At 40.9% G+C, this 19,808-nt stretch carries 18 protein-coding genes; 13 read left to right on the top strand and 5 right to left on the bottom strand.

What is annotated here, in order from left to right; genetic code table 11:
* The first annotated feature begins 101 nt into the window (after nt 1-101).
* Together CLV99_RS19125 and CLV99_RS19120 are read left to right on the top strand one after the other, a co-directional pair.
* Nucleotides 102-1,253, top strand: a complete 1,152-nt coding sequence (locus CLV99_RS19125; protein WP_133586118.1) for a PepSY-associated TM helix domain-containing protein — start codon at nt 102-104, stop codon at nt 1,251-1,253.
* Between the two features lie 81 nt (nt 1,254-1,334).
* Complete coding sequence (locus tag CLV99_RS19120) at nt 1,335-2,162, top strand: UDP-2,3-diacylglucosamine diphosphatase (RefSeq protein WP_133586117.1); 828 nt, start codon at nt 1,335-1,337, stop codon at nt 2,160-2,162.
* 7 nt (nt 2,163-2,169) lie between these two features.
* Here CLV99_RS19120 and CLV99_RS19115 read toward each other — a convergent pair whose 3' ends face one another.
* The gene (locus CLV99_RS19115) at nt 2,170-2,691 is read right to left on the bottom strand and encodes an NADPH-dependent FMN reductase (protein ID WP_133586116.1); all 522 of its coding nucleotides are present in this window, start codon (nt 2,689-2,691) and stop codon (nt 2,170-2,172) included.
* Between the two features lie 207 nt (nt 2,692-2,898).
* Here CLV99_RS19115 and CLV99_RS19110 point away from each other — a divergent pair, with 207 nt between their 5' ends.
* The 5 genes from CLV99_RS19110 (at nt 2,899) to lepB (ending at nt 7,654) form a co-directional block, all read left to right on the top strand.
* Nucleotides 2,899-3,696: a ParA family protein gene (locus CLV99_RS19110; protein WP_133586115.1), complete on the top strand. Its 798-nt coding sequence runs from the start codon at nt 2,899-2,901 to the stop codon at nt 3,694-3,696.
* 3 nt (nt 3,697-3,699) lie between these two features.
* The gene (locus CLV99_RS19105; protein WP_133586114.1) at nt 3,700-4,614 is read left to right on the top strand and encodes a ParB/RepB/Spo0J family partition protein; all 915 of its coding nucleotides are present in this window, start codon (nt 3,700-3,702) and stop codon (nt 4,612-4,614) included.
* The gene (locus CLV99_RS19100; RefSeq protein WP_133586113.1) at nt 4,614-5,342 is read left to right on the top strand and encodes a DUF5683 domain-containing protein; all 729 of its coding nucleotides are present in this window, start codon (nt 4,614-4,616) and stop codon (nt 5,340-5,342) included. Before CLV99_RS19105 ends, CLV99_RS19100 begins: the two co-directional genes overlap by 1 nt.
* A 35-nt stretch (nt 5,343-5,377) precedes the next feature.
* Nucleotides 5,378-6,121: a 4-hydroxy-tetrahydrodipicolinate reductase gene (gene dapB, locus CLV99_RS19095; RefSeq protein ID WP_133586112.1), complete on the top strand. Its 744-nt coding sequence runs from the start codon at nt 5,378-5,380 to the stop codon at nt 6,119-6,121.
* A gap of 111 nt (nt 6,122-6,232) precedes the next feature.
* Entirely contained in the window at nt 6,233-7,654 is a 1,422-nt protein-coding gene (lepB, locus tag CLV99_RS19090; protein WP_133586111.1) for a signal peptidase I, read from the top strand.
* A gap of 89 nt (nt 7,655-7,743) precedes the next feature.
* Here the strand turns inward: lepB and CLV99_RS19085 are convergent, their stop codons facing one another.
* Nucleotides 7,744-8,463: a pyridoxine 5'-phosphate synthase gene (locus CLV99_RS19085; protein ID WP_133586110.1), complete on the bottom strand. Its 720-nt coding sequence runs from the start codon at nt 8,461-8,463 to the stop codon at nt 7,744-7,746.
* Between the two features lie 162 nt (nt 8,464-8,625).
* On the opposite strand from CLV99_RS19085, the gene CLV99_RS19080 reads away from it, so the two are divergent.
* The 4 genes from CLV99_RS19080 to CLV99_RS19065 all read left to right on the top strand — a co-directional run bounded on the left by CLV99_RS19080 (nt 8,626) and on the right by CLV99_RS19065 (nt 13,687).
* On the top strand, nt 8,626-8,853 hold the full coding sequence (locus CLV99_RS19080; RefSeq protein ID WP_133586109.1) for a hypothetical protein: 228 nt from the start codon (nt 8,626-8,628) through the stop codon (nt 8,851-8,853).
* A 52-nt stretch (nt 8,854-8,905) separates the two neighbouring features.
* Complete coding sequence (gene cdaA, locus CLV99_RS19075; protein ID WP_133586108.1) at nt 8,906-9,700, top strand: diadenylate cyclase CdaA; 795 nt, start codon at nt 8,906-8,908, stop codon at nt 9,698-9,700.
* 145 nt (nt 9,701-9,845) lie between these two features.
* Nucleotides 9,846-10,754, top strand: a complete 909-nt coding sequence (locus CLV99_RS19070; RefSeq protein WP_133586107.1) for a DUF1338 domain-containing protein — start codon at nt 9,846-9,848, stop codon at nt 10,752-10,754.
* An 11-nt stretch (nt 10,755-10,765) separates the two neighbouring features.
* Nucleotides 10,766-13,687, top strand: coding sequence for an FAD-binding and (Fe-S)-binding domain-containing protein (locus CLV99_RS19065; RefSeq protein WP_133586106.1), 2,922 nt, complete (start codon nt 10,766-10,768; stop codon nt 13,685-13,687).
* Nucleotides 13,688-13,749: 62 nt separating this feature from the next.
* Here the strand turns inward: CLV99_RS19065 and CLV99_RS19060 are convergent, their stop codons facing one another.
* The 3 genes from CLV99_RS19060 to CLV99_RS19050 form a co-directional block, all read right to left on the bottom strand.
* Nucleotides 13,750-14,592 carry a DUF2911 domain-containing protein gene (locus CLV99_RS19060; protein WP_133586105.1) on the bottom strand — a complete coding sequence of 281 codons (843 nt, stop codon included), beginning with the start codon at nt 14,590-14,592 and terminating at the stop codon, nt 13,750-13,752.
* Nucleotides 14,593-14,708: 116 nt separating this feature from the next.
* Nucleotides 14,709-16,004, bottom strand: a complete 1,296-nt coding sequence (locus CLV99_RS19055) for an HAD-IB family phosphatase (RefSeq protein WP_133586104.1) — start codon at nt 16,002-16,004, stop codon at nt 14,709-14,711.
* A gap of 88 nt (nt 16,005-16,092) precedes the next feature.
* A complete protein-coding gene (locus CLV99_RS19050; RefSeq protein ID WP_133586103.1) occupies nt 16,093-17,058 on the bottom strand; it encodes an SDR family NAD(P)-dependent oxidoreductase in 966 nt (321 codons plus the stop codon).
* Nucleotides 17,059-17,274: 216 nt separating this feature from the next.
* Between CLV99_RS19050 and CLV99_RS19045 the strand changes: the two genes are divergently transcribed.
* Nucleotides 17,275-18,462: a formimidoylglutamase gene (locus CLV99_RS19045; RefSeq protein WP_133586102.1), complete on the top strand. Its 1,188-nt coding sequence runs from the start codon at nt 17,275-17,277 to the stop codon at nt 18,460-18,462.
* Between the two features lie 20 nt (nt 18,463-18,482).
* Nucleotides 18,483-19,808: a DNA recombination protein RmuC gene (gene rmuC / locus CLV99_RS19040; RefSeq protein WP_133586101.1), complete on the top strand. Its 1,326-nt coding sequence runs from the start codon at nt 18,483-18,485 to the stop codon at nt 19,806-19,808.

Here is a 19,808-nt window from a genome sequence, read left to right as displayed (position 1 = left end):
AGGGTTCAGGTGAAAGCACTGAACTCAGCTTATGTCTATGATGTATTTTGTAGATATACGATTCAATTCTAGACCATACTTGTCATTTTACTTTCCTATATATGAAATCTTTTTTGCTTAAAATAAATGCTTGGTTACACCTCTGGTTGGGATTAGTATCAGGGATTATCGTTTTTATTTTGTCCATTACAGGCTGTGTCCTTGTCTTTGAACATGATATCAAAGATTTGGTCTTTAATTATATTTCTGTGGAGGCCCAGGCATCGGATGCTCAATTGCCACCGAGCGTAATTCATCAAAAGATAAAGGAGTCGTTTCCTGATGCTGAGGTGTCCAGTCTCTGGTATTATGGGCTAGATAAGTCTATAAAGGTAAGCCTTGATCATAGTGATACCTTACTCTACGTTAATCCCTATACAGGTCAGGTTCTGGCAGAGGTAGATCACGAGGATATATTTCATTTCATGGATGAGGGACACCGGCATTTATGGATAGAGGGTAAGCTTGGAAGGCAGATTGTAGGCTGGGGAACGTTTGTTTTCTTCTTGGTGACGCTGTCAGGTGTCGTCCTATGGTGGCCAAAAAGATGGACAAGACGCGCGGCAAAGCAAAGTTTTATGATCAACTGGAAGGCAAAACTGAAACGAGTGAATTATGATCTGCATAATGTACTCGGCTTCTATTCCTTGTTGTTGGCATTATTGATGGCACTGACAGGGCTCATTATGGCCTTCCCCTGGATGCGTAAATCTGTGATGTGGCTTAGTGGTGGTATGCCTCCAAGACCTAAGGTGGAAAAGGTTGAACCTGTATTGACAGATCCTGTACTACAGGATGCGCTTGTAGTCGCAGATAAGATATGGTACAAGGTGCGTAAAGAGATAGCCTTGTTGAATAAGGAAGCGGTCATTATTCACATTCCTGAAGAGGGAGAGGAGATGATATATGCCTGTACAGATATGCATTCTGGAAGGTGGAGAGATTTGCGATTCGATAGAAATACTATTGAGCTTTTACCAAATTCGCAGAAGCCTGTCCGTGAAGCAGGAACTGCAGAATGGATATCACGGTCAAACTATGCATTGCATACAGGATTTATCGGTGGTATATGGACTAAGATACTTTATTTTATAGCGAGTCTGATCTGTGCTTCATTACCGATTACAGGTTTTTATGTATGGTGGGGAAAGAAAAAGAAGTCTAAAAAGAAACGCCGTCCCCGAAGTGGAAAAGCAACGGTAGAACTTGTTTAAATAGTGTTATAATTAAAATTTTCTTAACTATCTGAAAATGATAAGTTAATCTTCGTTCTTTTTATTTGTATTATATCAGCTATGAAGAGAGAAGTAGACTTGGTCGTTTTGTCCGACCTTCATTTAGGAACCTATGGGTGTAGAGCCAAAGAGGTGCTACATTATTTGTATTCGATAAAGCCCTCAAAATTGATTCTGAATGGGGATATAATCGATATCTGGCAGTTTAAGAAAAGTTATTTTCCAGACCAGCATCTCCGTGTTATCAAATATCTGTTTGATATGGCCTATCAGGGGACAGAGCTGATTTATATTACCGGAAATCATGACGAGATGTTGCGCAAGTTTTCCGATATCAGTTTTGGTAATATCAAATTGGTAGACAAGTTGGTACTTCATTTAGGGGACAAAAAAGCCTGGTTCTTCCATGGGGATGTTTTTGATGCTTCCGTACAACATTCTAAATGGCTTGCCAAATTGGGAGGATGGGGATATGATATGCTGATCCGGGTAAATAACCTTATTAATTGGGGCTTGAATAGGATGGGGCGTGAAAAGTACTCTTTGTCGAAAAGGATAAAAAATTCGGTCAAGAAAGCGGTTAAATTTATAGGTGATTTTGAGCAGACGGCTTCCGAGTTAGCAATAGAAAGTCATTATGATTATGTAATCTGTGGACATATCCATCAGCCACAGATCCGTACGGTTGAGACAAAAAAGGGCAAATGTGTGTATATGAATTCCGGTGACTGGATTGAAAATCTCTCCGCGCTAGAATACCACAATCAGGAATGGACGATGTTCCATTATGAAGAGCAGAAGGATAGATTGGGTAAATACCCATTGCATGAGTCTCCTTTGTCCTATACCCTAGATAGTATCTTGGACCGCATTAAAGTGGGCCGTTAAATTCTTCTTAAAAACGGATAATCTCTTCCAGTTGCTCCTGCACGAACTTGTAGGTACTGTCCTCTTGCAGATTTCCTTCGTTATTTAACTCTCCCTGTATACTTGGGATATGGATTTTTAAGGGCATTACATGCATACGCATGTAATTGCATACCCCTGTAAAATGATCTACTCCCCGAATATTTCCGTATTTTCCTGTGGAAACGCCAACGAGTGCAGCCTTTTTGTGGTAGAATGAGACGGGATACGCACAGGCATCTATAAATGTCTTGAGTACGCCCGGATAGCTGCCATTATATTCAGGGATAATAAATACAAATTTCTGGGCCTTAGCGACCAATTCCTGAATAGGTGCAAATGCTGTAGATCGCTTGCCATACAGGTCTGTGAATAAGATGTCGTGCGGTAGATCAGTTAGTGATAGTACTCGCCAGTCTTCACCTTTCTTGTTCAATTCTTTTTTATAATATTCTGCGACTTTTAATGAGTTACTACCCAGTCGATTTGTCCCTGATATAATTAAATTCATTGTAATGTTGCTACTTATAATAATCAATGAACGAGTTTGTCAAATCGTAAACCAATTTTTTGTATCTTAGCATCCTGAGTAATAGTATCAGGAAGTTCTCAAATTTAGTAATTTTAACATCATTTAAGCATTTCCTTAGCAATGGAAATGTATTTTTGGATGGAGGACACTACTTGTAAACAAAAATTGTAAAAGGTTCGGTATCTCATGGGAAAAATAATTGCAATTGCAAATCAAAAAGGTGGCGTAGGAAAAACAACTACTTCGATAAATCTAGCGGCTAGTTTGGCTGTTTTGGAGTATAAGACGCTTCTAGTGGATGCTGATCCACAAGCAAACTCTACGTCTGGAATTGGTTTCGATCCGCGTAATATCAAGGCTAGCGTTTACGAGTGCTTAGTCAATGATTTACCTCCTCGGGAGGCAATCCAAGCGACGGAAACTCCTTTTTTAGATCTTTTGCCGGCACATATTGATTTGGTAGGAGCAGAGATTGAGATGATAAATCTCAATGAACGCGAATACAAAATGAAAAAAATGTTGGATGAAATCAAAGATGACTATGATTTTATCATCATTGACTGTTCTCCTTCGCTGGGATTAATTACGATTAATGCACTTACGGGTTCTGATTCTGTAATCATTCCTGTACAGTGTGAGTATTTCGCTCTGGAAGGACTCGGTAAATTATTGAATACTATAAAAATTGTTCAAAATAGACTAAATACCAATTTAGAAATCGAGGGAATTCTTCTCACGATGTATGATGTACGTTTACGCCTATCTAATCAAGTGGTAGAAGAGGTGCGTACACACTTTACAGAGCTTGTCTTTGAGACTATCATTCAGCGGAATACCCGTTTGAGTGAGGCTCCTAGTTTTGGTATTTCTGTAATTATGCACGATGCATCCTGTAAGGGAGCTGTGAACTATTTGAATCTGGCTCGTGAGATATTACAGAAAAATGGTTTAGTAGAACAGAATAAAGAAAAAGCGATCGTATAAGAAATGGCAGCATTACAACGTAAAACAGGGCTAGGCAAGGGATTAGGTGCTTTGTTGCAGGATGAAATGAGTGTTTCGTCGGCATCGTCACAAAAAGAGACTGCCGATTTAGGAGGAGCAGCAGCGGGAAGTATCAACTTTATTAAAGTTGAACATATCGCTGTCAATCCGTTTCAGCCACGTACAGATTTTGATGAGGAGGCGTTGCAAGAGCTTTCGGACTCGATTAAATTACAGGGGTTAATACAGCCTATTACTGTACGTCAGGTCAGTAAAAATCAATATCAATTAATTAGTGGTGAGCGTCGTTTACGTGCCTCAAAATTAGCAGGTATTGTAGATATACCTGCATATGTTCGTACGGCCAATGACCAACAGATGTTGGAAATGGCGCTGATCGAAAATATACAGCGGGAGAATCTTAATGCGATTGAAGTGGCATTGAGTTTTCAACGTATGATTGAAGAGTGTAATTTGAAACAGGAAGAACTTGGTGACCGGGTCTCTAAAAATCGTTCTACCGTAACTAACTATCTTCGTTTGTTGAAATTACCACCAGTAATTCAAGCTGGTATCCGGGACGGACAGATTTCTATGGGCCATGCACGTGCGCTCATTAACGTGGGTGAAGTAGATAAGCAATTGTATGTTTTCCAGGAGATTATAGATAAAGGACTTTCAGTGCGTATGGCTGAGATTCTTGTGCGCAATATCCAGGAGCAATTGAAGCCCAAAAAGAATCAGGATGTGGGTAAGCAACTGGATTTCCAGTACCAAAAAATAGAAGATGACCTGGCATCACGGTTTTCTACCCGAGTGCGCCTCAACTTAAAAAATAGTCGTGGCAAGGGGGCAATTGAGATTCCATTTGACTCCGAGGATGATTTAAGTCGTATATTAGAATTACTTGATTGGTAATGCCTAAAATCTTAGTCGTTATATTTTTTTTGTTGTCAATACAAGGGAGCTATGCTCAGATAGATTCCTTACAGCAGCTCAGAGATTCAACAAAAGTGAGTCTAGATGCTGTTGCAGCTCAGGACTCGGTGAAAAAGGAAACAAGGAAGGAACGTAAAGAAAGAGAAAAAGCGGAAAAGGAACGGGCTAAGTACTATTATAAAGACATACTTAAAGATTCTACGCGTCTAGCCATCGAGCATATTTCGCGTGTCGCATGGAGACGCTCGGCGATAGCACCAGGCTGGGGGCAAATAACCAATGGTGGCCGTTGGGTCTGGGTAAAGCTACCGATTATTTATGGAGGATTCATCACAGCTTATTTTGTATTCGATTATTGGAATTACTATTATAAGATGTTTGCCAAGGAGGCAGCATATCGTATAGACCATTCTGGTGGGAAAGATAATCCCGATCTATTAACCTTAAGTACAGAAGGAATAATCCGGCAAAAGGATAATTTTAGACGGAACCGCGATATGACTATTTTGGTCACAGCCGTTTGGTGGGTCGGTAATGTCGTGGAAGCATATAGTGATTCGATGTTGCGTAATCGTTACAATATCGGAGATGACTTGGGCCTTAAGATAACACCAACCTTGATGCCTACAGTGCCGACAATGGCCTATCAACCTAATCTTACAAATTATTTTACACCAGGGGTGAAGTTGACCCTTACTATTAAATAATTAATGCTAATTTGGCAATTATTAAACCATAAGATATGAAGATTGTTTTACTCGGATATGGCAAAATGGGGCAGCTTATTGAGAAGTTTGCGCTCAAGAGAGGACATGAGATTATTCTTATTGTCGATGCTCATAATAGAGACAGTATTACGGCAGAGGATCTAGAGGGTGCCGATGTCGCAATTGATTTCAGTACACCTGAGGCAGCCTTGTCTAATATCAGCCTTTGCTTTGAATCTAACTTGCCGCTGGTAGTGGGAACTACGGGCTGGTATGAACATATGCAGGAAGTGCGGGACACCTGTCTGGAAGCAGGACAATCCCTGTTGTACGGCTCTAATTTCAGTATAGGGGTGAATATCTTTTTTCATGTCAATAGGCTTTTAGCTCAAGCAGTTGATCCGTATAAGCAGTATGATGTGCAGGTTGAAGAGATCCATCACATACACAAATTGGATGCACCTAGCGGTACAGCTATTACCATTGCAGAGGGGATTATCGAAAATAGTTCTTCTAAGTCTTCCTGGGTAAATGAAGTGGTGGGGGAGGATACCGGTCTCATCAATAAGCCTGACGAATTATTAATCGAGAGTCTTAGAATAGAAGAGGTTCCTGGGACACACACTGTATTGTATAGCTCTGAAGTAGATCAGATTGAATTCAAACATACCGCGCATAACAGAGATGGTTTTGCGTTAGGGGCTGTCGTGGCTGCCGAATGGCTTAAGGGCCGCAAAGGCTTTTTTCAAGTCACAGAGATCTTTGATTTTAATAAATAACGATTATTACTGTAACATATAAATTGATCGGTCGACATATAATAAAGTCATGATAATAACTTTTGGCTTTCGGTCGGGTTTTTAATTTCTGACTTTTAATTTTTTACTATTATGTGGTATATCATTTTTGGATTACTAACAGTCATTTCGCTTTACGGATTATGGCTATTGTTTAAAAAAGCAGGGAAGCAAGGATGGGAAGCGATAGTCCCATTCTACAGAGAGTATGTGATGGCACAATTGGTAGGCAGACCCACATGGTGGATTGTTTGGCTTTTTATACCTATTGTAAATATATTTATATTTTATGGTTTTTACCTTGACCTGATCAAGTCCTTTGGTAAGCGCCGTTTTTGGGAAAATGCAGCTGCGGTTCTGGTTCCGTTTATCGTTCTTCCGATGTGGGGAAGAGATACCACAGTAAAGTATTTAGGGCAATCTAACACGGAGGAGTTTAAGAAAAAGTATCCGTACAAAAAGACTGTGGCGAGGGAATGGGCCGATGCTATTATATTTGCTACTGTAGCAGCGTCGTTGATTAGAGGTTTTTTGATTGAGGCTTATATGATCCCAACAGGATCTATGGAGCGCAGCCTGTTGGTTGGTGATTTCCTTTTTGTGAGTAAGTTGAATTACGGACCACGTATTCCCAATACACCATTGGCATTCCCGTTTGCACACCATACCATGCCAGTTACGGGAGGAAAGGCTTATTCTGAATTGATTAAGATACCGTATAAAAGATTGCCTGGATTTGAAAAAATAGAACGCAATGATGTGGTGGTATTTAACTTCCCTATGGAAGCAGATGCTCCTTTCAACCGTCCCGTAGATAAGCGTGAGAATTATATCAAGCGTGCCGTTGGTGTGTCTGGTGATGTAGTCGAAATGAAAGGGGGCAATCTGATGGTGAATGGTAAACCTGGCTTTGGATCTGCGGATGTACAGTCAGCGTATATTGTGTATACAGATGAGCGCGGTCTGAATCCAGATATTCTAGTGGACAAACGTTTTGAATATATGGAACTGCCAGATGAAAATGGGCGTATTGTTGCTTATTTGCTACATGTCACGAAGGAAGAGATTGAAGAAGTGAAAGGTTGGTCTACAGTGACTGAGGTTGTACCTTATAATAATGATAGCGCTGCATTTCCGAAGGACGCACAGTATAATTGGAATTTTCACAACTTTGGACCGCTTACGGTACCTAAGAAAGGAGATGTAGTTCAGTTGAACGACTTAACTTATCCTATATATCAACGCTTAATCACGGTATACGAAGGTAATAAACTTGAAAAACAGGCTGACGGTATATATCTCAATGGTGTAAAATCAGATACATATACAATCAAAATGGACTATTATTGGATGATGGGAGATAACCGGGATAATTCGCTCGATTCTCGTGACTTTGGATTTGTGCCAGAAGATCACGTCGTTGGTAAAGCTTTGTTCACCTGGTTAAGCTGGGATAAAGATGGAACGTTCTTCAGTAAAATCCGTTGGAACAGAATCTTTAGAGGAATAAAATAGTTAAAGAAGAGTTAGATAAAAAAGCCGTAAAGATTTCGTTAGATATCTTTACGGCTTTTCTTTTTTACGCTTTTGCAGGGTTTTATTTATTACGCCTTCAACGCCGCGAGATAACGTTTGATTGTTTCTTCTAGACCGAGATATAAAGCATCAGAGATTAACGCATGTCCTATGCTTACTTCCAGTAGGTTAGGGATGTGTTGGTTGAAATAAGCAAGGTTATTTAAATCCAGATCATGCCCCGCATTCAAACCTAGGCCTAGTTCGCGTGCCTTTACTGCCGCTTGGTAATATGGTGTTATAGCTTTATCCTTGTCAAAACCAAACTCCGCAGCGTACGCTTCCGTGTACAACTCTACACGGTCAGTTCCTGTTTCTGCCGCTCCTTCTATCATTTCTACAACAGGGTCTACGAATATAGAGACCCGTATTCCTTCATTCTGGAATAGGCCGACCATCTCTTTGAGGTAGTTTTTGTGTGTAATCGTATCCCACCCGTGGTTAGAGGTCAATTGTCCAGTTGCGTCGGGAACCAAGGTTACTTGTGTTGGGTTATTGGCTAAAACCAAGTCAATGAATTTTTGTTCTTGACAGTTGCCTTCGATATTGAATTCGGTTTGGATTTCAGCTTTTAGGTCATAGACATCTTGATAACGTATGTGCCTTTCGTCAGGACGTGGATGAACAGTGATCCCCTCGGCGCCAAAACGTTCACAGGCTAAAGCCGCTGAAAGTACATTAGGTGTGTTACCGCCTCGTGAATTACGAAGGGTCGCTATTTTATTGATATTTACAGATAGTTTTGTCATGGTTGCCATGTATGTTTAGTACAAAGATAATTAAAAAAGGAAGGTTTATGCTAAACACATCTCTTGTCGCTTTAGCCACCATAAGGCTCATACTTTTTGTCTACAAAAGTAATAGCTCCAATACTATAGGCATAAAATGCACATCTTAGCTAAATCTCGCCTGTGAAGATTTTGGCATTAGCAGGAGGAAGCACTACCCTTACAGCCAAAATGTTCGAGCGAGGAGTTTTGGTTACTTTTACGGTCAAAAGTAACATGCCCTGCGCCGGCATAGAGGCGCAAAAGAAAATTCTTTCTTTACTATTGACAGATTGTTCTTTTTTAAGAAACTCCCTAATATTTACACGATATCAGGATCAGACGATGGAAATCGAGGCATTATCTTTATAAAACTATAGAATAGCAAGAAATCTTAGGTTAAATTTTTTAAATTGCATTACAAATGGAAGGACTAAGTTTTAATCTCCTAGAAGGATTTCGCTTATTGGATATCATCGATATCTTTTTGGTAGCTGTCATTGTTTATTATGTCTATAGCTTGATAAAGGGTACGATAGCTGTCAATATCCTATTGGGGGTGGGATTGTTCTATGGAATATACCTCGTTGTCAAGCAGCTGGAAATGCGTCTTTTGACGGAGATATTTGGGGGATTTATTTCGGTAGGTTCCATAGCTCTGATTGTTGTTTTCCAGCAGGAGATACGACGTTTCTTACTCCATGTAGGTAAAAATATATCCATGCGTAGAAAGAAGTTTTTTTGGACTTTTCTAGGAGCCAAGAAAACAGCACAACAGGACCATTCTGAAAAAATAAAACCTATCATTGATGCTTGTAGAAGTATGTCCCGCTCACGGACAGGAGCCTTGCTGGTCTTTTCGAAGTATTTTGATGAAGAATATTATCAATCCAGCGGAGAGTACATCGATGCGCCGGTTTCAAAAAGATTGCTGGAGAGTATTTTCTTTAAGAACAGTCCCTTGCATGATGGTGCTGTAGTTATTGTTGATTTTCGTGTTATGACAGCCAGTTCGGTGTTACCTTTGTCAGATAGTGAGGATCTTCCCCCTCAGTTTGGGTTAAGGCATCGGGCAGCAATCGGCGTTACAGAGGTTTCTGAGGCCATTGCTGTGATTGTTTCTGAAGAAACCGGAGAGATTTCATTTGCTAAAGACGGAAATGTAAATATGAATCTGAGCCCGGAAGAATTAGAAGAACTCTTGAAGGAAGAATTGTAATGTTCTGCCTTACGTTGTTTTTTTAGAATTTTTTTCTAAGAAATATTGATATTGCTGATTTTTGTTCGATAAATCTTTTGTTCTCGTGATTTATTAGAATCTATTTGCTAAATTTACTGTAGTATAAACTTTAAATTTTGATCATATGCATTTTGATGAAAATAAACCGCTAGATGTTGTGTTGAATGATCTATTCGATCATTATAGAGAAAATGTTTCAGATGTCAATAAAATCACCCAAGCCTTATTAGAAAAAGGAGTTGTTAGCTCTCAGGATGATATTGTCAATGACCATATTGCTTTTCGGACATTAGGTGTACCTCATTTGGGAATCAAATCTTTTGAAAAGATCTTTTTGGCTTTTGGCTATCAGAAAAGAGATTATTTCTATTTTGAGGGTAAAAAGTTGGACGCTTATTGGTTTGCCCCTCCCCAGGAAGGATATCCACGAATATTCGTTTCCGAGTTGCGTGTTCAGGATCTGAGCCCCGAGGTACAGAAAGTTATTCAAAAATATACCTCACCTATTGTCGAAGACCCCGTCGATTCGATCAACCTAGAGAATGGACAAGAAGTAGCGGATTTTCTTCAGAAACCTTTATGGGATTTGCCGACTTCAGAGGACTATAAATTATTGCTAGCGGAGAGTGAGTACGCAGCTTGGGTAATTTATAACAGATATTATTTAAATCATTATACCATCAGTATTCATGAGCTTAAAGACGGGTATAACACCTTGGAAGAGTTCAACGCATTTCTGACGAGTATAGGTGTGAAGTTAAATAATTCAGGAGGGGTTATCAAGACGAGCGATGATGGTTTGTTGAGACAGAGTAGTACGGTGTCTGCTTTGTATAAAGCCACGTTCTCTGATGCAAAAACGTTGGAGATAGCCGGTAGTTATGTCGAGTTTGCCGAGCGTAGCGTGTTGCCTGAGTTTAAGGGATTGTCCAAAGGAGAAATTCGTCCCGTACACCGCAGAGATGGATTCGAGACCAATAATGCGGATAAGATTTTCGAAAGTACATATACAACACAGATAAAAGGATCTTAAGAAATTTGATTGTGGAAGAGAGGTTGCAGGAATTAGCGAATTTGATGGAGGGGGAGCTGTATAGCGATCAGATGATGCGTACGCTCTATGCTACCGATGCCTCAGCTTATAGAGAGATGCCCCTTGCCGTAGCATTGCCGCGGAGCGAAGCTGATATTCGACATCTTATTGAATTTGCACTAGCGAATAAAACGTCGCTTATCCCGCGCACAGCAGGAACATCTTTGGCTGGGCAAGTAGTAGGAGCTGGCATTGTTGTCGATGTATCCAAGCATTTTACCAATATTTTGGAGGTGAATGCTATAGAACAATGGGTGAGGGTACAGCCCGGGGTGATTCGGGACGAGCTAAATATATTCTTAAAGCCTTTGGGGCTTTATTTTGGTCCAGAAACGTCAACAGCTAATAGGGCTATGATAGGGGGGATGGTCGGAAATAACTCCTGTGGTTCGAATTCACTGATCTATCACAGCACACGGGAGCATACGCTGGAGGTTCACGGTTTTCTTTCGGATGGTACGAAAACCTCTTTCAAAGCCTTGTCTTTTGATGATTTTATTGCAAAATGTAATCTACAGTCGTTGGAGGGGGAGGTGTATAGGCAAGTCCGAACGATATTGGGCGATTATAATAATCAAGAGGAGATACGGGCTCAATTCCCAAAGCCAAGTATCAATAGACGGAATACAGGCTATGCAATTGATCTATTGCTCGAGACTGATCCATTTACCGTTGGCGGGGATCAATTTAATTTCTGTAAGCTTATTTGTGGTTCTGAGGGTACTCTGTTCTTTATGACTGAGATTAAGGTGCATGTTGATAAACTACCTACGCGGCCTACGGGTTTATTATGTGTTCATTTCGAGACATTGGATCAGGCGTTGCGGGCCAACCTGATTGCATTAGAGCATAAACCATTGGTGAGTGAACTCATGGATCACTATATCTTGGAATGTACGGCTAGTAATTTGGAACAACGCCATAACCGTTTTTTTGTAGAGGGGACACCCGAGGCTATTTTGATTGTAGAATATGAAGGAGAGAATGAGGAGGATATCCGTACAAAAGTAACAGCAGTGGAGACTGCTATGCGAAACGCAGGAGTCGGGTATTATTTCCCGGTTATTTTTGGTAGCGATAGAAAGAAGGTGTGGGATTTGCGCAAGGCAGGTTTAGGCCTATTGAGCAATATGCCGGGGGATGAGAAACCTGTTGCTGTGATTGAAGATACAGCTGTGGCTGTCGAAGACCTCCCTGCCTATATTGCAGAGTTCAACACCATTTTGGCAAAATATGGATTATATTCTGTGCATTATGCGCACGCAGCAACCGGAGAGTTGCACCTCCGCCCTATTTTGAACCTTAAGACTGAAGAGGGGAATAGACTTTTTAGAGAGATTGCCTTGGAGATTGCCAAATTGGTCAAGAAATTTAAAGGCTCATTGAGTGGCGAACATGGAGATGGACGGTTACGTGGTGAGTTTATTCCTTATATGATCGGTGATCGCAATTACCAATTACTCAAAGATATTAAGCAAAAATGGGATCCCCAATGTATCTTCAATCCGGGTAAGATTGTGGATTCCCCTGCGATGAATACATTTCTGCGTTATGAACCGGGGGCGGTACGCAAAACGCTGAAAACGGTTTTCAGATATCCAGGTCAAGATATATTAGGGCATGCAGAGCAGTGTAACGGTTCTGGTGATTGTCGAAAATCGGAATTGTCAGGCGGTACCATGTGCCCTTCTTATATGGCGAGTCGGAATGAGAAAGATACCACGCGTGCACGTGCGAATATCCTGAGGGAGTTTTTGACACATTCAACAAAGGACAATCCTTTTGATCACCCGGAGATAAAAGAGATCATGGACTTATGTCTGAGCTGTAAAGGGTGTAAGATTGAATGCCCCTCTAGCGTTGATATGGCCAAGATGAAGGCTGATTTTCTGCAGCAATATCACGATGTACATGGTGTGCCGTTGCGTAGTCGGATGATTGGGAATGTGGATAAGATGATGGGCTTGATGGCTTATGTTCCGAGCTTTTATAATTGGTCTGTTCAGAATCCTATTGTTGGAAAGCTGGCCAAACGTATGATAGGTTTTGCTACAGATAGAACATTACCCTTACTTGGAAAAGTACCCCTGAGAAAATGGTTTCTGAACAGAGATAAACCATCGCGGAAAGAAAATGAGTTAAAAGGAACCGTATATTTTTTCTGTGACGAGTTTACCAATTATAATGATTTAGAAATCGGACAGAAATCGGTGTTGCTTTTGGAAAAACTAGGGTATGAGGTGTTGCTTATTCCTCACGAGCCGAGTGGAAGGGCGCTACTATCCAAGGGGTTATTGCGCGATGCTAAAAAACTGGCTGATAAAAATGTTAAGATATTTTCCTCCCGCTTGTCGGCAGATACGCCGTTGTTGGCGGTAGAACCCTCAGCAATACTGACTTTCCGTGATGAGTATGTAGATTTGGTTTCTCCTGAACTGGAAGCTGATGCTAGACGTATTGCTCCGCATGCGATGCTTATTGAAGAATTTCTCGTCAGGGAGTATGAGCAGGGAAATATTTCTCCGGAAGTGTTTGACGAAAGTGAGCGTCATATTTTGCTCCATACGCATTGTCAACAAAAAGCATGGAAGTTGCAAGGTTATACGGAAAGCGTGTTGAAGATTATGAAAGGAGCAAGGGTGAAAGTAATACCGTCGGGCTGTTGTGGTATGGCTGGCTCGTTTGGTTATGAGCGCGAGCACTATGACCTTTCGATGCAGGTTGGAAACCTAGTCCTGTTTCCTGCAGTAAATCGAAAAGAAGAGCAAGAGATTGTAATCGCACCAGGAACGAGCTGTCGACATCAGATTAAAGATGGTACAGGAGTCAGTGCTGTGCATCCTATCGAAGTACTATATCAAGCGCTTGTTTAGTAAAAAAACGGTCATCGTATGAATATAATACGATGACCGTCAAATAAGCTATATGCGATAGTTTATTTAATAGCTTTTAAAGCCTCCGTGTTCATTTTAACGTACTCCGGGTTGTTTAATTTAGTTGCCATTTCGATGCCTTCTTGTGCAGCTTTTCGTGCACCTGCTTTATCACCTGCTTTATCTAATATTTTAGCTTTCCAATATTTTAAATGTGGAGCAGAAGTGTTTCCTTCGTCCCCCTTTTTGATCCACTCTACCGCTTTGTTGATATCCAAACCATTGTTCAGATAGTATTGTGCGGCATGGAGGTAGGGTTTGTTTTCGCCCAACATCGCTTGGTCGATATTCGCAAGGATTTCTTTTGACTGATCGGTCGTTATGTTAAAGCCTACCTTCGTTTTTTCCCAAGCTAATGTGATTTTTGCAGATTTTACTGTTACATCTTCAAATGCAATTGTAAACGTTTCTACATTGTTTGTCAGGACCTGTGGCTTGACGTTGAAACGAAGTAAATCTTCTTCTTTTTTATATTGATACGCGCCCCACTGTTTTACATTCTTGCTTAGGATAATCGTCCACTCATTTTTGTTAGGTATTGTGAATAGTCCATACGTACCAGCTGGAACCTTGTTCCCTTCAATAGATACTTCTTCAGCAAATGTAATACTAGGAATATTGTTGGCTCCGGTACGCCACACCTCTCCGTAAGGAACAAGTCCTCCAAAAATCACACGGTTGTTTTTATTGGGACGCTGGTAGCTCAATACGATGTCTTTAATACCTAGCCCTTGGGTAATAGTCTGACTACTACTTGATGGAGGTAGCTTAACCTGCGCAGTGCTTTGCTCTACTCCAAGAAAAAGCAATGCTGCTGTTGCTATTGAAAGAATTATCTTGTTCATATACAAATGTTTTTAGTGTTAATTGTTGATGTGAATTTACAAAAAAACTTTCTTCAATTCACATGGATGTAATCATGTTAATGTAAATAGTCGTATAGCTAGCATAAAGTAGCTAGCTATTTATATAACACCCGGAATTTAATAGTGTCGTCTATCTGCTTTAATTGTTTTAACAGACCTTTGTCGTAATTCGTGTCAATGTCCGTTACAGCATAGCCGATATCGCCTCGGGTCATCAGGAATTGAGCTAAAATGTTGATTTCATTTTCTGCATAAACGCTGTTGAGCTGTGCCATTATTCCCGGTACATTTTTATGGATATGAAGCAGACGGTGACCTTTTATCTTTTTGGGAAGTATAAGGTTAGGGAAATTACGGCTTTGGTCCGTATCCCCATTATTGATAAATTCGGCCATACGTCTTGGAATAAACTCCGCATTGTGGGTTTTGTTTTTTTTGTCATCAAAGACAACAATGCCCTTTTGGCTGCAGATGTGCTTACTCATGTGGCCTTTTACATCTCCCAAGTAACCTATAGTCTTTAGTTTTGCCGCTCTTTCCAGTTGTTCGTCCGCAATATCGATTCCTGGACCCAGCAATAACATCCCTACATCTTTTGTATACTTTTCCTCAAAGGTGTCTTTGACTCTAATGGAGAAGCCATCTCTTTTTAGTATATGGCTTGATATTTCGGGTACATCGCCAACAATGAGGCATAAAATCCTGTTTTTAGGATAGGAAATCGCGCGGGGGAGATCGTTGACATACAAGAATTCATCAAAGCTTGGGGTTACATGATCAGCTTTTTCAGTCACGCTCTGTCTAGATATGTTCTCTGTAAAGGCAAAAAATTTCTCTATCAAACCAGATTCTTTGAGCTGGAAATCAGAGTAGCCATCGCCTATTCCAAAAAGGCGTCCTTGAATTTTAAGTTCCTGAAGGAGTTTGACTTTTCCTCCTTCATCTGATAAGGGATTGGTCTCGTCATACCCTATGATATTACCCTCATCGTCAAAAAGGAACGTATTTGCATAGATATTTTCTTTTTTTATTCCGTAAGGGGATACGACAGGGGTAATGAATTCCTTAAAGCCACCAGAGACAATCCATGCGGTGTCCGTATTATTCTTTAGAAATTCTCTATTGCGATCAAATGATTTGGAAACCTTTTTTTTAAGGTGGGTTATTAGCTTGTTCAGGTGGCCTTTATTGGCTTTCAGTAAACTGATACGACCAGCTAGGCTTTCGCGGAATGAAATCTTACCTTCCATAGCCAGGTTGGTGTAGCGTTCGATCTCCCGATATACTTTTTCCTGTTCGGGATCACCCTCCAGAGATATCCGGGCAAGCTCATCAAGAGCCTCTACTTGTGTGAAGGTACTGTCAAAATCAATGATGTAATAATCTTTCATTGCAATAAACGGTTTTAGAATGATACCTCTAGGTGCCTGTTGACTAAACTCCTTTAGGTCTCATTGGGTTTAGGTTGTTGTATGTGTTTTATGAATATGTGTTTGCTATTTCTTGCAGTGTCTGGGCCAAAGGTTTGAAGGTATATCCTGTTTCTTTGACAATTTTTGCGTTGGAGTAGGCTAGCTTTGCTGCCGCGGCATACGCAGATTCCTTTGTTAACGTAGGTTGCTTTCCCTTTAGTTTAGCCAGGAGTTTTGCAGCGCGCCATGCAATCTGGAGCATAAATGGTTTTGCAGCTATTGTTGGAGCTTTTTTCCCAAGTAGCTCTGCTATTTCTGTTAACAATTGTCTATTGGAGATATTTTCACTGTTTAATACATATCGCTGGGCCGTGATGTCCGTACGCTCCATTAACAGGATCATAATGTCTGCAACATCATCTACATCCACAATCCCTACAGAACCGGGAGGATAGATCTTGATTCCTTTGTCTACCAAGTCAAAAATGACAGCAGAGCCAGATTTAGCTGGATTGACCCCCATGATGACAGAAGGGTTTATGATTACAGCATCTAGCCCTTCAGTAATACCGCGCCATACTTCAAGTTCACTTTTATATTTTGATAAAGAATAGTTGGACATGTTGATGTCATATTCCCATTTGTCCTCTTCGTCTACGGGTCTGCCGAGTTTATTTGTGCCTAATGCAGCTATTGAACTGACGTGGACCAGTCTGGCTTTATATTCTAATGATAGATTGACAATATGTTGGGTACCCTGCACATTGACATGAAGCATTTGTTCGGCATCTTGTTTCTGATAGGAAATCTTGGCAGCACAGTGATAGACATGGGTAACCCGACTGAAGATGTCCGCTAGAGCGAAATAGTCGGTAATGTCAGCGTCTATCCATTCAATCAGGGATGATGCTTTCAGGCTATCGGGGATAGATGAGCTTTCCCTTTTTAGGGCTATTATCGCATTTCCTTTTTCAACCAGGCGTTTTATCACTGCCGAGCCTAAAAAACCTGTTCCTCCTGTTACTAATATCACGTGCTATTTTATTGTTGAAATACTTGATGTTCTCAAAGATAACCCATTGCTAATTCCTATGCAAATTAATCAACTTTCCCACATTTTGTGGATATTTTTTAGCCATTTCCTATATTAATTAATGCATTTTTGTAATATAGCGAGATTTAGCTAGACCTGATTGCAGCAGAATGCATGTGGTTTTATACTTTTACTTCTGATCTTTCACTTAAATCTATGTCATTAGCAGACTTTTTCTCTCCCCTCACTATTACTGATTTTTCAGTCAACGGCGAATATTTCAATTCTCAATTTGGGCATTCCATCCAGGCATATACGGATGAGTTTCCGGTGTTGGACAATCCCGAAAGCAGACCACATCTTGCTATCGTAGGGGTTGAGGAAGATAGGCAATCCATTGGTAACAAAGGAGCGGCAAAGGCTCCTAATGCGGTAAGGAAGCATTTATATGAGTTGTACCAAGGTGATTACCCGATAGCGATTGCGGACTTAGGGAATATTAAGCCGGGGAACCGGGTGGAAGATACCTATGCCGCTCTTCGGTTGGTTGTAGAAGAACTGGTTAAATCTGATATTGTTCCGATCATTATTGGAGGAGGACAGGATCTCACTTATGCGCAGTATAGGGGCTATGAAGATTTGGAGCAACGTGTGGAGGTAGCTATTGTAGATGCAAAGTTTGACCTTGATCAGGCGAGTACCCAGGAGACACCATTAAACTCACAGACTTACCTGAATCATATTATCTTACATCAGCCAGATTACCTGTTCAATTTAAATAATGTGGCTTATCAGACTTATTTGGTTAGTAAAGAGTCTATTAATATGTACGATAAACTCTTCTTTAATGCACAGCGGGTCGGCATGATTGCAGGTAAGCTGGATCAGGCAGAACCTATTATCAGAGCGGCAGACCTTATAAGCTTTGATATCGGTGCGATTCGCGCTTCTGAGGCTCCTGGTAATGCCAATGCAGTGCCTAATGGACTGTTTGGCGACGAAGCCTGTCAATTGGCGCGATACGCTGGAATGTCCGACAAATGTAGTTCAATTGGTTTCTATGAATTCAACCCTACATTTGATCCTATGGAACAGACAGCAATGTTGGTCTCGCAAATGATATGGTGCTTTGTAGACGGTTATTATAACCGTAAAAATGATGCTCCACTGATTCCAAAGTCAGCTTATATCATTTATCGCACACAGTTAGAAAACGAAGAGCATGAGTTGGTCTTTGTGAAAAGTAAAAAGTCGGATCGTTGGTGGATGCAGGTTCCTTATTTTGGTACTAAATCGATCAATGAACGTTATTATCTGGTGCCTTGCCGCTATGAAGATTACCAGCTTGCGGTAGCTGGGGAGATGCCCGATCTTTGGTGGCGGACTCATCAAAAACTACAATAGCTATTTGTATTTCTGATACTATGGAGTATATTTTGTTTTTTATATTAGCAGTCCTTATTATTGCCTGTGCTTATCTGATATGGCGTAATGGCAGAGCCGTATCGGCAGGAGATTATCAGGAGGCGCTCGTCGCGAGACAGCAAATGGAAGTTAAAGCTTCGACTGCAGCGCATCATGTATCGCTGTTGACCGTTGAAACGCAATCGCTAAAAAGTTTATTAGAGAAAGAACGTCAAGAGCGACAGGCGCTGGAGCGAACGTTGGAAGGGACGAATGCGTACCTACAGGCACAACAAGAAAAGTATGCGGAGCAGAAAGAAGAAATAGCCCAAATCAAAGAGAAATTTAATGCTGATTTTCAGGTGTTGGCTAATCGGATTCTAGAAGAAAAGACACAGAAATTTACGGCTTATAATCAGGAACAGCTTGGTAAGTTATTAGATCCGCTAAAAGATAAAATCAAGAGTTTTGAGGAGCGGGTGGAGAAGACCTATAATCAAGAAGCTGCTGAGCGTAATGTGCTGAAAGGGGTTGTTGAGCAATTGATGCAGCAGAGCTTGGAAATTAAGAATGAAGCTGGAAATCTTGCACGAGCATTAAAAGGAGACTCTAAGAAGCAAGGAAATTGGGGAGAGGTTGTTTTGGAACGGGTATTGGAACGCTCTGGTTTGAATCGGGATCAAGAGTACCGTATGCAAGTCGCTCTTGCTGATGAGCAGGGGAGACGCTTACAACCAGATGCCGTAATTGATCTGCCTGATGACAAGCAGCTAGTGGTGGATGCCAAGGTGTCGCTGGTTTCCTATGATCGATTTGTGAATGCAAATACGGATGAAGAGCGAGCGCTGTATCTCAAGGCGCATGTTCAATCGGTAGAGAACCATGTGCGTGAGCTTTCCGTCAAGAACTATCATAGCCTTTATGGTATACATTCGCCAGATTTTGTATTGCTATTTATGCCTATAGAGTCCGCATTAAGTGTGGCGGTAATGCATAAGCCAGACCTGTTTTCGGATGCTTGGGATAGAAGGGTCGTAATTGTTAGTCCGTCGACGTTGTTGGCGACTTTACGTACTATTGCAGCTATTTGGAAGCAGGAACGCCAGAATAGAAATGTCCTGGATATCGCCCGAGAAGCAGGATTACTGTATGATAAATTTGTCGGATTTTTGGGGGATATGGAACAGATACAAAACCATCTAGATAAAGCTTCTGAAAAGCATAATGAGGCTATGCGTAAACTTTCCTCCGGACCAGGGAATATAGTCCGGAAGGTTGAGAACCTAAAAGTCCTAGGTGCTAAAGCAAACAAGCAAATCGACGAACGGTTTTTAGGTGAGGGCTAA

This window comes from Sphingobacterium yanglingense, from assembly GCF_004363245.1.
In the GTDB taxonomy this organism is placed as follows: domain Bacteria; phylum Bacteroidota; class Bacteroidia; order Sphingobacteriales; family Sphingobacteriaceae; genus Sphingobacterium; species Sphingobacterium yanglingense.
This window is presented reverse-complemented; position numbering and strand designations above follow the sequence as displayed.